At 71.9% G+C, this 14,204-nt stretch carries 16 protein-coding genes; 8 read left to right on the plus strand and 8 right to left on the minus strand.

Features of this window, described 5'->3' with window-relative positions; translation table 11 throughout:
* The first annotated feature begins 72 nt into the window (after positions 1–72).
* The 4 genes from P5G59_RS10450 to P5G59_RS10465 are packed head-to-tail and all read left to right on the plus strand — an operon-like array spanning position 73 to position 3,849.
* Positions 73–1,293: an NAD(P)/FAD-dependent oxidoreductase gene (locus P5G59_RS10450; protein ID WP_301218644.1), complete on the plus strand. Its 1,221-nt coding sequence runs from the start codon at positions 73–75 to the stop codon at positions 1,291–1,293.
* A complete protein-coding gene (gene folP / locus P5G59_RS10455) occupies positions 1,247–2,206 on the plus strand; it encodes a dihydropteroate synthase (RefSeq protein ID WP_301218646.1) in 960 nt (319 codons plus the stop codon). Before P5G59_RS10450 ends, folP begins: the two co-directional genes overlap by 47 nt.
* Positions 2,199–2,960: a pyrimidine reductase family protein gene (locus P5G59_RS10460; protein ID WP_301218648.1), complete on the plus strand. Its 762-nt coding sequence runs from the start codon at positions 2,199–2,201 to the stop codon at positions 2,958–2,960. The genes folP and P5G59_RS10460 overlap by 8 nt, the downstream gene beginning before the upstream one ends.
* Complete coding sequence (locus P5G59_RS10465) at positions 2,947–3,849, plus strand: aminoglycoside phosphotransferase family protein (RefSeq protein ID WP_301218650.1); 903 nt, start codon at positions 2,947–2,949, stop codon at positions 3,847–3,849. Before P5G59_RS10460 ends, P5G59_RS10465 begins: the two co-directional genes overlap by 14 nt.
* Here P5G59_RS10465 and P5G59_RS10470 read toward each other — a convergent pair.
* The 6 genes from P5G59_RS10470 to P5G59_RS10495 all read right to left on the minus strand — a co-directional run bounded on the left by P5G59_RS10470 (position 3,822) and on the right by P5G59_RS10495 (position 9,715).
* Positions 3,822–4,601 carry a hypothetical protein gene (locus P5G59_RS10470; RefSeq protein ID WP_301218652.1) on the minus strand — a complete coding sequence of 260 codons (780 nt, stop codon included), beginning with the start codon at positions 4,599–4,601 and terminating at the stop codon, positions 3,822–3,824. The two genes, P5G59_RS10465 and P5G59_RS10470, sit on opposite strands and share 28 nt — an antisense overlap.
* Positions 4,598–5,194 carry an RNA polymerase sigma factor gene (locus tag P5G59_RS10475; protein ID WP_301218654.1) on the minus strand — a complete coding sequence of 199 codons (597 nt, stop codon included), beginning with the start codon at positions 5,192–5,194 and terminating at the stop codon, positions 4,598–4,600. The genes P5G59_RS10470 and P5G59_RS10475 overlap by 4 nt, the downstream gene beginning before the upstream one ends.
* Before the next feature lie 55 nt (positions 5,195–5,249).
* Complete coding sequence (locus tag P5G59_RS10480) at positions 5,250–6,893, minus strand: DNA repair helicase XPB (RefSeq protein WP_301218656.1); 1,644 nt, start codon at positions 6,891–6,893, stop codon at positions 5,250–5,252.
* Positions 6,894–6,975: 82 nt separating this feature from the next.
* Positions 6,976–7,392, minus strand: coding sequence for a hypothetical protein (locus tag P5G59_RS10485; RefSeq protein WP_301218658.1), 417 nt, complete (start codon positions 7,390–7,392; stop codon positions 6,976–6,978).
* A 125-nt stretch (positions 7,393–7,517) separates the two neighbouring features.
* Positions 7,518–9,389 carry a helicase-associated domain-containing protein gene (locus P5G59_RS10490; RefSeq protein WP_301218660.1) on the minus strand — a complete coding sequence of 624 codons (1,872 nt, stop codon included), beginning with the start codon at positions 9,387–9,389 and terminating at the stop codon, positions 7,518–7,520.
* A gap of 23 nt (positions 9,390–9,412) precedes the next feature.
* A complete protein-coding gene (locus P5G59_RS10495; RefSeq protein WP_301218662.1) occupies positions 9,413–9,715 on the minus strand; it encodes a hypothetical protein in 303 nt (100 codons plus the stop codon).
* 56 nt (positions 9,716–9,771) lie between these two features.
* On the opposite strand from P5G59_RS10495, the gene P5G59_RS10500 reads away from it, so the two are divergent.
* Together P5G59_RS10500 and P5G59_RS10505 are read left to right on the plus strand one after the other, a co-directional pair.
* The gene (locus P5G59_RS10500; RefSeq protein WP_175338344.1) at positions 9,772–10,152 is read left to right on the plus strand and encodes a cold-shock protein; all 381 of its coding nucleotides are present in this window, start codon (positions 9,772–9,774) and stop codon (positions 10,150–10,152) included.
* Positions 10,145–10,888 (plus strand): DUF3027 domain-containing protein, encoded by a 744-nt coding sequence (locus tag P5G59_RS10505; RefSeq protein WP_301218663.1) that lies wholly within the window; start codon positions 10,145–10,147, stop codon positions 10,886–10,888. Before P5G59_RS10500 ends, P5G59_RS10505 begins: the two co-directional genes overlap by 8 nt.
* Positions 10,889–10,909: 21 nt before the next feature.
* Here P5G59_RS10505 and P5G59_RS10510 read toward each other — a convergent pair whose 3' ends face one another.
* Together P5G59_RS10510 and serC are read right to left on the minus strand one after the other, a co-directional pair.
* Positions 10,910–11,134 (minus strand): DUF2530 domain-containing protein, encoded by a 225-nt coding sequence (locus P5G59_RS10510; RefSeq protein WP_301218665.1) that lies wholly within the window; start codon positions 11,132–11,134, stop codon positions 10,910–10,912.
* 8 nt (positions 11,135–11,142) lie between these two features.
* Positions 11,143–12,258, minus strand: coding sequence for a phosphoserine transaminase (gene serC / locus P5G59_RS10515; RefSeq protein WP_301218667.1), 1,116 nt, complete (start codon positions 12,256–12,258; stop codon positions 11,143–11,145).
* A 131-nt stretch (positions 12,259–12,389) separates the two neighbouring features.
* Here serC and P5G59_RS10520 point away from each other — a divergent pair, with 131 nt between their 5' ends.
* Entirely contained in the window at positions 12,390–13,082 is a 693-nt protein-coding gene (locus P5G59_RS10520; RefSeq protein WP_175338348.1) for an iron-dependent transcriptional repressor DtxR, read from the plus strand.
* Between the two features lie 222 nt (positions 13,083–13,304).
* On the plus strand, positions 13,305–14,189 hold the full coding sequence (locus tag P5G59_RS10525; protein ID WP_301218669.1) for a C40 family peptidase: 885 nt from the start codon (positions 13,305–13,307) through the stop codon (positions 14,187–14,189).
* Positions 14,190–14,204 lie beyond the last annotated feature (15 nt).

Raw genomic sequence — 14,204 nt, forward strand, 5'->3', positions numbered from 1 at the left:
ACCTGTGAGCCGTCGGTGCGCGATGAGTGCGCGGGTCTGGCGCCCGCAGTGTGAAGAGTGGATGCTGAGGTCATGTCGAATCCCACCGTCGTCATCGCGGGCGCCGGCCTGGCCGGTGCGACCGTCGCGACCGAGCTGCGCGAGCGCGGCTTCGAGGGGCGGATCCTGCTGCTCGGCGCCGAGGAGCACCGCCCCTACATCCGGCCGCCGCTGTCCAAGGAGTACCTGAAAGGGGACGCGCCCGTCGACGACGCCGACGTCCATCCCGGGCACTGGTACGCCGAGCACGCGGTCGAGTTCCTGCCGGGTGTCACGGCCGGCTCGTTCGACCCGGGCGCGCACGAGCTGTTCGTCTCCGAGGGCGGGCGTATCACCTACGACAGCCTGGTGCTGGCGACCGGCGCGAGCGCACGGCCGCTCGGCGTGCCCGGCAGCGGGCACGGCGCCGTCTTCCCGCTGCGCACCAGGGAGGACGCCGGCCGGCTGCGCGCCGCTCTCGAGGTCGGCGGCCGCCGCGTCGTCGTGGTCGGATCGGGCTGGATCGGGCTCGAGGTCGCCGCCGCGGCCCGCGGCTACGGCAACGAGGTCACCGTCCTCGGCCGCGCCGCCGTGCCGCTGAGCGCCGCGATCGGCCCGGAACTCGGCGCGGTCTTCGAGCGGCTGCACCGCGACAACGGCGTCACCGTCCGCAACGGCGCGAAGGTGGTCGGCGTCGACGGAGGCGCCGAGCAGGTGGTCGTGCTCGCCTCGGGCGAGCGCATCCCCGCCGACGTGGTCGTCGCGGGGGTCGGGGCGACGCCGAACACCCAGGTGGCCGAGCGCAGCGGCGTGCGGCTCTCCAACGGCGTGCTCACCGACAAGGGGATGCGCACCAGCATCGACGACGTGTACGCCGTGGGCGACGTGGCCAACCCGTTCCTCCCCGCGCTCGGCCGGCACTACCGCAACGAGCACTGGGCGAACGCGATCGCCGGCGGCACGGTGGCCGCGCACGCCATCCTCGGCGAGCGCGCGTCGTACGACGACATCCCGTACTTCTACTCCGACCAATACGATCTGGGCATGGAGTATTCGGGCTACCCGCCGCTGGCCGCTGGCAGCCGCGTCGTCTTCCGGGGCGACGTGGAGGCGCGCGAGTTCATCGCGTTCTGGCTGCGCAACGACCGTGTCGTCGCCGGCATGAACGTGAACGTCTGGGACGTGCAGGACGACATCCAGCGCCTCATCCGCGGCGGTGAACGGGTGGATGCCGACCGGCTCGCCGACCAGAGCGTCGACCTTGCCGCCGTCTGAGGCGCGGAGCGCGGAGCCGTACCTCCCTCCGCTGCGCGTCCCGGTGCGGACCATCGGCGCCCGCACCTTCGACTTCTCCCGCCGGGTGGCGGTGATGGCCGTCGTCAACCGCACGCCCGACTCGTTCTTCGACCAGGGCCGCACGTACGCGTTCGACCGGGCGGTGGACGCCTGCTTCGAAGCGGTCGCGCTCGGCGCCGACTGGGTCGACATCGGCGGCGCGCCCTTCGCGCCGGGGGAGCCCGTCCCGGTCGAGGAGGAGGTGGAGCGGGTGGTCCCGGTCGTCGAGGCGCTGCGGGCGGGCTCCGACGTCGTCATCTCGGTGGACACCTTCCACTCGACCGTGGCCCGGCACGCGATCGCCGCGGGTGCGACCGTCATCAACGACACCACAGGGCTCAGCGACCCCGAGCTCGCGCCGGTCGTCGCCGACAGCGACGCCACCCTCGTCATCACCCACAGCCTGGCGGAGCCGCGGCGGCCGTACCCGCGTCCGCACTACGACGACGTCGTCGCCGACGTGTCGCGGTTCCTGCTGGAGCGGGTGGACCGCGCGATGGCGGCCGGAGTTCCGGAGGAGCGCATCATCCTGGACCCCGGTCACGACCTGAACAAGAACACGCTGCACTCGCTGGAGCTGACCCGGCGGCTCTCGGAGATCGCCGACCTCGGCTTCCCGACCCTCGCCGCCGTCTCGAACAAGGACTTCGTCGGTGAGACCCTCGACGCCCCGCGCTCCGAGCGGCTGGAGGGGTCGCTCGCGGCCGCGGTCATCAGCGTGATGAACGGTGCGCGTATCGTGCGGATGCACGACGTGCGCGCCTCGGTCGCCGCCATGCGGATGACGGAGGCGGTGCTCGGCCTCCGTGCGCCCGCCTACCTCAAGCACAACATGGGAGACGTGAATGACTGACCCTGCGGTCCCCGCCATCCACCGGCTGTCGCCGCTGCCGTCGCAGACCGGCTTGACCGACGAGGAGATCGCGGAGCTGTACCGCGAGGGCGCGGGCGACCCGTGGCTGCGCGTGAACTTCGTCACCAGCGTGGACGGCGCCGCCACCCACCAGGGCCTCTCCGGCGGTCTCTCGAACGACGTCGACGCCCGGGTGTTCGAGATCCTGCGCCGGCTGTGCGACGTCGTGCTGGTCGGCGCCGGGACCGTGCGCGCCGAGGGCTACGGGGCTATGCGGGTGGATGCCGCGTCGGCGCGGGCGCGCAGCGGCGCCGGGATGACCGCGCACCCCGTCTTCGCGATCGTCTCAGCCGGACTCGACCTCGACCCCCGCAGCAGCATCTTCCAGGACGCGCCAGAGCGTCCGATCGTGCTCACCACCGAGCTTTCCCGGCCGGAGGCGCGCGAGGCGCTCTCCGAGGTCGCGGATGTCGTGATCTGCGGCCGGGAACGCGTGCAGGCCGAGCGCGGGCTCGCGGTGCTGCACGAGCGCGGGCTGACGCGCATCCACTGCGAGGGAGGCCCGCACCTGTTCGCCGACCTCATCGCGGCGCGCGCGGTCGACGAGCTGTGCCTGACCGTCAGTCCGCGGCTGGAGGGCGGCACGTCGCCGCGCATCGCGACCGGCGCGGCCCCCATCGCACCGCTCGGGCTGCGGCTCGCCCACACGCTGGCGGGAGACGACACGCTGCTGCTGCGGTATGTCCGCGGCTGAGCTGCGCCCGGGGATCGACGCCGCGCTGGTGCGGCGGCTCGTCGACGCGCAGTTCCCGCAGTGGCGGGGGCTGCCGGTCCGGCCGGTCGACCACGACGGCTGGGACAACCGCACCTTCCGCCTCGGGGATGCGCTGAGCGTCCGGCTGCCGAGCGCCGAGGGGTACATCGAGCAGGTGGCGAAGGAGCAGCGCTGGCTGCCGCGGCTCGCGCCGCTGCTGCCGGTGGCGATCCCGCAGCCGGTCGCGCAGGGCGAGCCGGGGGAGGGATACCCGTTCCCGTGGTCGGTCTATCGCTGGCTGCCCGGCACGCCCGTCGTGCTCGCCGGCGATGTGTCGCGGGATGCGGCGCTCGCCGACGCGGTCGGCCGGTTCCTGGTCACGCTGCGGGCCGCGCCGACAGCGGGAGCGCCGGCTCCCGGGACGCACAACTTCTTCCGCGGGGCGCCGCCTGCGGTGTACGAGGAGGAGGCGCTCGCGGCGTTCGACCTGCTCGATGGGCCGTGGCGCGGCCGCGCGCGGGCGCTGTGGAAGGAGGCCACCGACTCCCGGTGGCAGGCCGACCCGGTGTGGTTCCACGGCGACGTCGCACCGGGCAATCTGCTGCTGGATGCGGCGGGCGCGCTGTCTGCGGTGATCGACTTCGGAACCTCGGGCGTCGGCGACCCCGCCTGCGACCTGGTGCCGGCCTGGACGATGTTCGAGGGAGAGGCCAGGGAGGCCTTCGTCGCGGCCGTCGGCCTCGACGAACCCGCGTGGTCGCGCGCTCGCGGCTGGGCGCTGTGGAAGTCGGCGATCACCGTGCGCGACCGCCCGGCCGACGCCGAGGCGCGCGCCACCCTCGCGCGCATCCTGTCGCACGGCTACCCGCAGTACTCCGGCGCCGGGTAGTCGCTGCCGCCGACGAAGATCGCGATGACCCGATCCCCGTCGTTGGCGATCTCGAAGTCGATCCAGCTTCCGTCCGCCTGCCGCAGCGAGTACCACGGGTACCGGTTGGGTGCGGGAGGCTGGATGTCCGGGTAAGCGCCGAGGATCTCTGCCACGGTGGAGCCCAGGCCGATTCCGGCTGACGTCCGGGGAGACGGCGAGGCGTCGTCGTTCGACCCGTTGATGAGGATCGACGCGATGCGCGTGGATTCGGCATCCGGAGTCACGACGATGTTCATTCTCGAGACGGTCGACGCGTACACGTCGACATCGCACTGATAGGGCGTGGTCGTGAAGGCTCGGCCGAGCGCAGCTGCGGCGCTCGCGCGGTCATCGCCGACGACGACCGGTCCGACGCGGTTCTGCTCGATGATCCACGTCTCCGGTGCCGACAGATCGACGGTCGGAGTCGGAGTCGGAGTCGGAGTCGGGGTCGGAGTCGGGGTCGGCGGGAACGTCGGTGTCTCGGTCGGCACAGGGCTCGGGCTGCTCAGGGCCGGGGGCGCCTGCTGCGGAAGAAAGGGGATGTTGCCGGTCAGCGCAAGCGCGACTCCCCCACTCGAGAGGAGGAGAGCGGCCACGATGAGCGACACCAGCAGCGTCACCCGCTTGGCGAGCCCGTTCCCGCTGCGGACGTCGTTCCGGGCCTCCGAGACGAGCATCGCGCGGATGTTCCTGCTGCGGCGAGGGTCGAAAGTGGGCTGTTCGGTCATTTCACGCCTCCGGAAACGGACCCTGCGTCGGTCAGGTCGGTGGTCAGTCGAAGTAGGCGCGCCTTCGCTCTGGACAGACGGGACTTGACCGTTCCCGTCGGTATGCCGAGGGCCGCGGCGGCCTGCGCGAGCGACATGTCCTCGAGGACGCAGAGGGAGACGACATCCTGATCCTTGGGCGAGAGCCGCGCGAATGCCTCCATCACCGCCTCCCGCCGAGCTGCGCCGTCGAGGTGAGCGTCGGACTCCGGAGCGAAATCGGGGAGGTCGCGTTCGGGCGAGACTCTGGCCATCGCCCGCTGATGCCGTCGTTGGGTGCGTGCGTGGTTCCGCGCGACGTTATTGGCCGTGACGAGGAGCCAGGGAAGAGGCGACCCGTCGACGACTCTGACTCGCACCCTGTTGCGCCACGCTTCGAGGAAGACGAGGGCAGTGATGTCTTCCGCATCGTGCGCGCTGCCCGTGTGCCGGAGCGCCTGCCAGTAGACCCTGTCGCGGAACCTGTCGAAGAGCTCGCCGAACGCTTCGGCGTCCCCCGCGCTGACCCGGGACCACAGTTGCGGTTCGCGATCATCGAAGCTGAGTGCTGTCACACTCCATCATGTCCGCTGGTCCGGAAAGGTTCCGTTCTTCGCAGGCGTGCCGCCGCTACGCGGCCTCGAGCGCGTGCGCGTCGAGGATCGTGTACGAGTAGCCCTGCTCGGCCAGGAAGCGCTGCCGGTTCTGCGCGAAGTCCTGGTCGACCGTGTCGCGCGCGACGAGCGTGTAGAAGTTCGCCGACAGGCTCGACTCCTTCGGGCGCAGCAGGCGCCCGAGGCGCTGAGCCTCCTCCTGCCGGCTACCGTACGACCCCGAGACCTGGATGGCGACGGTCGCCTCGGGCAGGTCGACCGAGAAGTTCGCGACCTTGCTGACCACGAGCACCTTCGTCCGGCCGTCGCGGAACTCCTGGAACAGCCGCTCGCGCTCGTCAACGGGGGTCGCGCCGGTCAGCTGCGGAGCATCCAGCGCCTCCGCCAGCTCGTCGATCTGGTCGAGGTACTGCCCGATGATCAGGATGCGCTCGCCCTCGTGCCGCGCCACCAGCTGCCGCACGATGTCGAGCTTCGCGGGCGCCGTCGCGGCCAGGCGGTAGCGCTCGTCGTCGGGAGCGGCGGCGTAGCTGAGCCGCTCGGAGGCCGGCAGGTCGACGCGCACCTCGTAGCAGGCGGCGGGGGAGATGAAGCCCTGCGCCTCGATCTCCTTCCACGGCGCGTCGAAGCGCTTCGGCCCGATCAGGCTGAACACGTCGCCCTCGCGGCCGTCCTCGCGCACCAGCGTCGCCGTCAGCCCGAGCCGGCGGCGGGCCTGCAGCTCGGCCGTCAGCTTGAACACCGGCGCCGGGAGCAGGTGCACCTCGTCGTAGACCACGAGGCCCCAGTCGAGCGCGTCGAGCAGCGCCAGGTGCGCGTACTCGCCCTTCCGCTTGGCCGTGAGGATCTGGTAGGTCGCGATCGTGACCGGCTTGACCTCCTTCACCTGTCCCGAGTACTCGCCGATCTCCTCCGCGGTCAGCGTCGTGCGCTTCAGCAGCTCGTCGCGCCACTGCCGGGCGGAGACCGTGTTGGTGACCAGGATGAGCGTCGTCGTCTTCGCGGTCGCCATCGCGCCCGCGCCGACCAGGGTCTTGCCCGCGCCGCAGGGGAGCACGACGACGCCCGACCCGCCGTCGAAGAAGTTCATGACCGCCTTGCGCTGGTAGTCGCGCAGCGCCCAGCCGTCCTCCAGCAGCCCGATCTCGTGCGGGGTGCCCGGCGTGTAGCCGGCCAGGTCTTCCGCCGGCCAGCCGAGCTTGACCAGCTCCTGCTTCAGCTGCCCGCGGGCCCACGCCTCCACCACGAACGTCTCGTCGTCGCGCCGCTGCAGCAGCAGCGGGGCGATCCGCTTCGCGCTCGCGACCTCCGTCAGCACGGCGAGGTCGGTGGAGCGCAGCAGCAGCGTCCCCTCGTCGTCGCGCTCGATGACCAGCCGGCCGTAACGGGCGACGGTCTCGCTCACATCCACCGAGACGGTCTGCGGGATGGGGAACTTCGAGTACCGCTCCAGCGTCCCGAGCATGTCCTCGGCGGTGTGGCCGGCGGCGCGCGCGTTCCACAGCCCGAGCCGGGTGATCCGGTAGGTGTGGATGTGCTCGGGCGCCCGCTCCAGCTCGGCGAAGACGGCGAGGTCGTGGCGGGCGTCCTCCGCGGCCGGGTGCGCCACCTCGAGCAGGACGGTGCGGTCGCTCTGGACGATCAGGGGGCCATCGGACATAGCTCACCAGCCTACGCCCTGCCGGTGTGCACCCCGCCCAGGATACGGGCGTTCAGGATGCGGACGTTCAGGATGCGGGCGTTCAGGATGCGGTGACCGACCCGCACAGCGGGCACGACGGCATCGCGTCGAGCGGCGCCTCGAACAGCGGGTGGCTGCGTCCCTCCGCCGCGAGCCACGGCACGTCGGAGCGCGACGCCTCCGCGATCAGGGCGCGGTCGGTGAACAGCCGCACGCGCGACGCCAGCCAGACCCGTGCGGAGCCCCGGACCTCGGCGCGGCTCAGCGCGAGCACCATCCGTGCGACGCCGTGACGGGATCCCGTGGCCAGGTCGAGCCGGTCGAGCAGCTGGTCGATCGTCACGGCGACGATCTCCAGAGCCGGGCCGGCGGGATCCGCGTCGGGGACGACCGTGGCGAACAGCACATCGCCGAGCTCGTCGTAACCCCAGAAGCTCGCCGCGGAGTAGCCCGCGATGTCCAGCACGTACCCGTTCACAGGCCCCCGTCTCTCTCCGCGCTGGACAAGCTATTCCACCCTCGCGGGGCGGCGAAAGAGAGTCGGGAAAGGAATGCTGGCATACCTTTCCGGAGCGTGTTCCGGACCCGGACCCGGACCGTGGATCAGGGCGCCGGGCGCACCCCGCGCACGCTCGAGAGCGGCAGCGTCCGCTCGATGTCGGCAGCCCGGTCTCGCCCGCGCAGCCGGCCCCCGCCGACCCCGGTCGGCTCGAGCAGGTAGTCGACGACACGGCCGTCCGGCATCGCGACCTCGATCACGATCGGAGACCTCGCCCGCACCGCCAGGTCGAGCTGGCGTGCCAGCCAGCGCTCGCCGGTGTCGTCTCCCGCCTCGGCCTCCGCGGCCCGCAGGCGCTGCACCAGCTCCGCGTCGCGGTCCTCGACGGATGCGGACCGCGCCCGCGCCACGCGCTGGCGGCGCAGGATCACCTCGCGGCCCTCCGCATCCTCCGCCACCACCGGGTACCGGGCGTCGCTGAGCGCCCAGAACACGACATCCCGTGCGAACCGGCTGAGCAGCTCCCCGTCGCCGCCCTGCGCGAGCCTGAGCGACCCGAGCGCCTGGTCCACCTGGATGGTGCGCAGCAGCGTCGCGTCCGCCGACCGCACAGCCGACCGCACCCCGTCGGCGCCCTCCGCCTCGCGCACGCGCACCCGGCCGTGCCGCTCCGCCGCGTCGGTGACGAGGTAGTCGAGCGGCTGCGGGAGGCCGGTGAGCGAGATCGAGGAGAGGAACTCCCGGATGCCCTCGGCCGTCTCGCCCGCCGTCAGAGCCCGGTCCACCGACGCGGCCGAAAGGCGGAACGTCGACGCCAGGGCGCGCGACTCCAGGTCCGCGATCCCGCGCAGCCGCGTCTCCACCTCCGGCGCCAGCGGGCCGGGGGAGACGATGGTCAGGTCGTGCTGCAGGTAGACGCGGTCCACCTCGGCCGGGAACAGCTCCGCCATCGCCGCGGTCGCCGCCTCCGGTCCCTGCTCCACCAGCGCGGCCCCCGCGGTGCTGGGGGCCTGGTGGGCCGTGATGCCGAGCCAGTCGGCGAGGCGGGTGTGCGCGTCCACCCGCTCCTGTGCCTCCTCGACGGCTGCGGGATGGAGCCACGCGACGTGCTCGCGCAGACTCTCGCCCCACGCGGCCCTGCTGCGGAGCGCGAGCAGCGCCCGGACGTCGTCCGGCAGCGCCTCCAGCCACGCCGCGGCCAGGGCGCGCCAGCGGTCAGGGGTCGGGGCGTGCGTCCAGGTGGCGGCGCGGTCGGTCGGCAGCCACATCCCGTCGTCCACCGCCGCGAGGTCGGCGCGCTCGGCCGCCGAGAGGGCGACTGGCACGATCTCGGCGTCGACCGAGAGGGCCTCGGCGAGACGCTTGATCGCCGGGAGCGCGAGGCCGCCCTTCTGCAGCCGCCGTGCGCCCTCTCTGGCAAGCTCCGCGAGCAGCTCGGACACGGCCGTGACCGCCTCGAACGCGCGTTCGGCCGCGAGCCGGTCGGTGAACCGCCGCTCGGTGTCGGGCACCGGCGCCAGCGCGGGCGGCGGCGGGGTGTGCAGCAGCTCGTCGGGGGAGGGAAGGCCGAGGTCGGGCCAGGCGGCCAGCTGGGCGGTGACCGCGTCGTAGACGGTGAAGCGCCGGGGGTCGCCGTCGCCCGGATGCGCGAGCAGCAGGCCAGTGAGGTCGTCCAGGGCCGCGACGACCGTGTCGACGGCGATGCCGGCGGTAGCCGGCTCGGCGGAGAGGCGTTCGGCGACCTCCTCTGCGCTCAGCGGCTCGTCGGCCCGGCCCAGCACGACGGCCGCGGCGAGCCGGGGCCGGTCGAGCGGGACGAGCGCGCGCTGCACCGAGTCGGCGTCCAGCAGGGCGTCGGCCAGGTCGAAGAAGTCGGAGACGCCCGTCCGCCGGTAGGTGCGGCGATGGAGCGCGCCGACGAGCGCGGCGTCGTCCGGCTCCCGCAGCCGGGCTGCGAGAGCGAGGGTGGTCGTCATCGCGCGGACCGCCGCGATCGCGACTAGCGCCGGCCCTTGGAGTCGCCTGGCCGAGAGTCGCCGGACCGGTTGGCGGCCCTGTTCCGCACAGCGCTCACGATCAGCAGCACGATGATCAGCACGAAGGCGATCGGCAGCGCGATCAGCGGGAAGAAGAAGACCGTCGGCCAGATCCCCTGACCGGAGCCCTGCGACGCGAACTGGCCCGCCGCGGTGCCGATGAGGATGGCCGCGATGCAGACCAGAGAGACGATGACGAGCGCCGCGACGATGTACGACAGGATGCGCTGGAGCCGCGATGCCGGCGGCGGGGTCTGCTGGGTCACGAAATCAAGGATAATTGAGGCTGGTCATTCGATCCCCCATGCGAAGTGAGGTTCCCATGCCAACCGGCAAGGTCAAGTTCTACGACGAGGAGAAAGGCTTCGGCTTCATCAGCTCCGATGACGGCCAGGAAGTCTTCCTGCACGCCTCGGCTCTTCCCGCCGGCGCCGTCGTGAAGTCGGGGACCCGTCTCGAGTTCGGCATCGCCGACGGCAAGCGCGGCGCCCAGGCGCTGTCCGTGCGCGTGCTCGACGCCCCGCCGAGTCTCGTGAAGCTGAAGCGCAAGTCGGCCGACGACATGGCGATCATCGTCGAAGACCTGGTCAAGCTGCTCGACGGCATCGGCGCGAACCTGCGCCGCGGCAAGTACCCGGACAAGGCGCACGGCGCGAAGATCGCGGCCGTGCTGCGCAAGGTCGCGGACGACCTGGATGCCTGAGCTCGGCGACGAGGTCGACCCGGCGGCGGAGACGCCGGCCGGGGAGACGGGCGCGCCCGCGGACGCTGCGGCTGAGGGGGCGGAGGCCGCTGAGGCTGCCGAGCCCGAGGTGGAGCTGGTCGCCGACCCCGAGCTGGTGGCCGCCGTTCCGCTGGCGCGGCAGGCGCTCGCCGAGATCACCCCGGAGCGGACGATCGGCGAGCCCCTCGGCCACGTCGTCGAGGCGCCGGGCGTCGTGTCCCTGCTCTTCGCGAGCCTGCTGCCCGGCTACCCGGACTGGCGCTGGACCGTGACCGTCGGCCGCACCGGCGACGACGAGGAGCCGACCGTGCTGGAGGCGGAGCTGATGCCCGGCGACGGCTCCCTGCTCGCGCCCGACTGGGTGCCGTGGTCGGAGCGGCTCGCGGAGTATCAGGCCGCCCAGGAGGCCCTCGCGGCGCAGGAGGCCGAGTCCGCCGAGGACGAGGACGACGACGAGTCCGACGACGACGAGTCGGGTGACGACGCGGACGCCGAGGACGACCACGACATCCACGACCTGCACGCGGGCGACGACCTGGACGGCGTCGACATCGACAGCGTCGACGTCGACTTCGACGAGGAGACCGACGTCGACTCCGACCTCGACCTGGAGGCGGAGGAGGCCGCGGCGCTCGCCGACGCGGACGACGACGAGTCGGACGAGGGCGACGAGGACGACGACTCCGACGACGACGAGTCCGACGAGGACGAGTGACCCCTCACCGCCGCCGGGCGGTCACCGCCGCCGGCGTGTGATCGTCAGGTAGCCCATCCCGAGCGCGCCGAGCGCCAGCCCGACCACCACGGTCCACATCGCGGTGGTCCCGCCGCCGCCGACTGCGAGCACGACGATGAGCGCGACCACCCACAGCGCGAGGCCGACGAGCACGGCCCGGCGGTCGTCCGTCTTCGCCGGGACCGGGTCGGGCCTGCGCTCGTCGTCCCGCAGCCAGAGGCGCATGCGGTCGCTCAGCCCAGCCGCTCGACCACGTACTCGATGCAGCCGATCAGCGCGCGCACGTCCGCCGGCTCGATGGCCGTGAAGGTGGCGACGCGCAGCTGGTTGCGTCCGAGCTTCCGGTACGGCTCCGTGTCGACCACGCCGTTCGCGCGGAGGGTCTTCGCGACGGCCGCCGCATCCACCTGCTCGTCGAAGTCGATCGTCACGACCACCTGCGAGCGGTGCGCGGGGTCGGTCACGAACGGGGTCGCGTAGTCGACGCTTTCGGCCCACGAGTACAGCGCGCCCGACGACTCGCGCGTGCGGGCGTCGGCCCAGGCGAGGCCGCCGTTGCCGTTCATCCACTCCAGCTGGTTCTCCAGCAGCACGAGCGTCGCGATCGCCGGGGTGTTGAGCGTCTGGTTGAGGCGGGAGTTGTCGACCGCGTTCTTCAAGCTCAGGAACTCGGGGATGTAGCGCCCGCTCGCCGCGATGCGCTCCACCCGCTCCAGGGCGGCGGGGGAGAAGAGCGCGAGCCACAGGCCTCCGTCGGAGGCGAAGTTCTTCTGCGGTGCGAAGTAGTAGACGTCCGCCTCGCTCACGTCGAGGTCCACCCCGCCCGCGGCGCTGGTGGCGTCGATCACGGTCAGTGCGCCCTCGTCGCCGTGGACGCGGCGCACCGGGGCCATCACGCCCGTCGAGGTCTCGTTGTGCGGCCAGGCGTAGACGTCGACGCCAGGAACGACCTCCACCTCGCTGCGCGACCCGCCCGGCGCCTCCAGCACGTGCGGCGCCTCCAGCCAGGGAGTCGTCGCCGCCTTGGCGAACTTGCCGCCGAACTCGCCGAACACCAGGTTCTCGCTGCGCTTCTCGATCAGCCCGAACGCGGCGGCGTCCCAGAACGCGGTGGAGCCGCCGTTGCCGATGACGACCTCGTAGCCGTCGGGCAGGCGGAACAGCTCGCCGAGGCCCTCGCGCACGCGGCCGAACAGGTTCTTCACCGGCGCCTGGCGGTGGGAGGTGCCGAGCAGTTCGGCGCCGGGACCGGCGAGGTAGGCGACCTGCTCCGGGCGGACCTTGGAGGGTCCGCATCCGAATCGACCGTCGGCGGGCAGCAGCTCAGAGGGGATCGTGACGTCCGGCATAAAGGAAGTGTATTGGCTGTTGAACGCTCCGGACGGCGGGTTGTGCACAGGCGGTGGCCGCCTGCCGCCGCCTGTCGGCCGCACCAAGTAGGCTGATATCCGGCACTCGCGCGCCGTCATGTGGAGGGGTAATGACCGATCTGATCGATACGACCGAGATGTACCTTCGCACCATTCTGGAGCTGGAGGAGGACAACATCGTCCCGCTGCGCGCGCGCATCTCCGAGCGGCTCGGTCACTCCGGCCCGACCGTCTCGCAAACCGTGGGCCGCATGGAGCGCGACGGCCTCGTCGTCGTCTCCGGCGACCGCCACCTCGAGCTGACCGACGAGGGCCGCCGCAAGGCCGTCCACGTCATGCGCAAGCACCGCCTCGCCGAGCGCCTGCTGAGCGACGTCATCGAGCTGGAGTGGGAGTACGTCCACGAAGAGGCCTGCCGCTGGGAGCACGTGATGAGCGAGCAGGTGGAGCGCAAGCTGCTCACCATGCTCGGCCACCCCACCGAGTCGCCCTACGGCAACCCGATCCCCGGCCTCGGCGAGCTCGGCGCGCCCGACTCCTCCGTATCCACCGAGAGTCTGGTCAACCTCGTCGACGTCGTCCGCGGCAACGATTCCGGGGTGACTGCCAGGATCCGCCGTCTCGGGGAGCCCGCGCAGGTCGACCCCGAGCTCCTGCTGCAGCTCAAGCAGGCGGGCGTTTTTCCCGGCTCGACCGGCACTTTCTCTCCCGCCGGCTCCTATGTCGCCGTGCAGATCGACGGCTTCGAGCCGGGCCTCGAGCTGCCCAACGAGCTGGCCGCGCACATCTTCGTCGACGCCTGATCGCCGTTACCGATTCGTTAAAAAGCGGCCAAAACGTGTGACAAACGGCGGCGCTTCCCCTAGGCTCTAACGAGTCCGAACGGGCCAGAAGCCGGCCCATCAGGACCCCGGATCGTGACGCTCCACCCTCCTATGACCCGTCTCGCGATCCGTGAAGCCGAAGCCACCCAGCTTGGGACGGGGGCAGCATCCCTAGTGCTGCCGGAGCGCTGGAGGTCACACTTGGCACTGTCGAGCACGCCCGGTCCCGACAAGGACCGTACGAACCCGGACCAGAGCACCACGGACATCTCGTCTTCCCCCGCCGTCTCGCGTCGCGTCGCGCGTGCTGCGTCGCGCCCCGCCGCAGTCTCCACCGCGACCGGTTCGACCGCCGCGCAGAAGAAGAAGCGCAAGGGCGGCTGGATCCTGAACGCCGGCGTCATCACCGTCGCCACCGGGCTCATCGCGACCATGTCGCTCCCCGCCTTCGCGTTCAACCCGGACGGCGCCGAGAACGCCGCTTTCGGCCCGAGCGCCGCCGACTCCATGAAGAAGGCCCAGTCGCAGACCGTCGAGGTGGGCGGTGTGGCCTCCTCCGCGGTCACCCGTGACGCCGCGTCGGCCACCAGCGAGGAGCAGCTCAACGCTCAGAAGGCAGCCGCCGCCGCTGCGGCAGCCGCCGAGGCCGCCCGCCGTCAGGCCGCCATCCAGCTCACCAGCTACGCGAGCAAGTCGTCGTCCGGCCCGTCCGTCTCCGACTTCCTGGCCAACCCGCCGTACCCGAACTTCAGCCTCTCGCAGGTGTTCTCGGTGGCGCAGCAGTACATCGGCACCCCGTACGTCTACGGCGGCTCCAGCCCGGCCGGCTTCGACTGCTCCGGCTACGTGATGTACGTGTACGCCCAGTTCGGCATCTCGCTGCCGCACTCCGTCTCCGGCCAGGCCGCCGCGGGCAAGCGCATCTCGATCGCGGACGCCCAGCCGGGCGACCTGGTCATCATGTCGGGCCACGACGGCTTCTACGCCGGCAACGGCAACATCCTGGACGCGCCCACCGAGGGCAAGTCGGTGTCCATCCGTCCGATCTGGACCAGCGACTACTACATCGTCCGCCTCGGCATCTGAGCGAGGTTGTCGAAC

Source organism: Leifsonia virtsii, assembly GCF_030433675.1.
Taxonomy (GTDB): domain Bacteria; phylum Actinomycetota; class Actinomycetes; order Actinomycetales; family Microbacteriaceae; genus Leifsonia; species Leifsonia virtsii.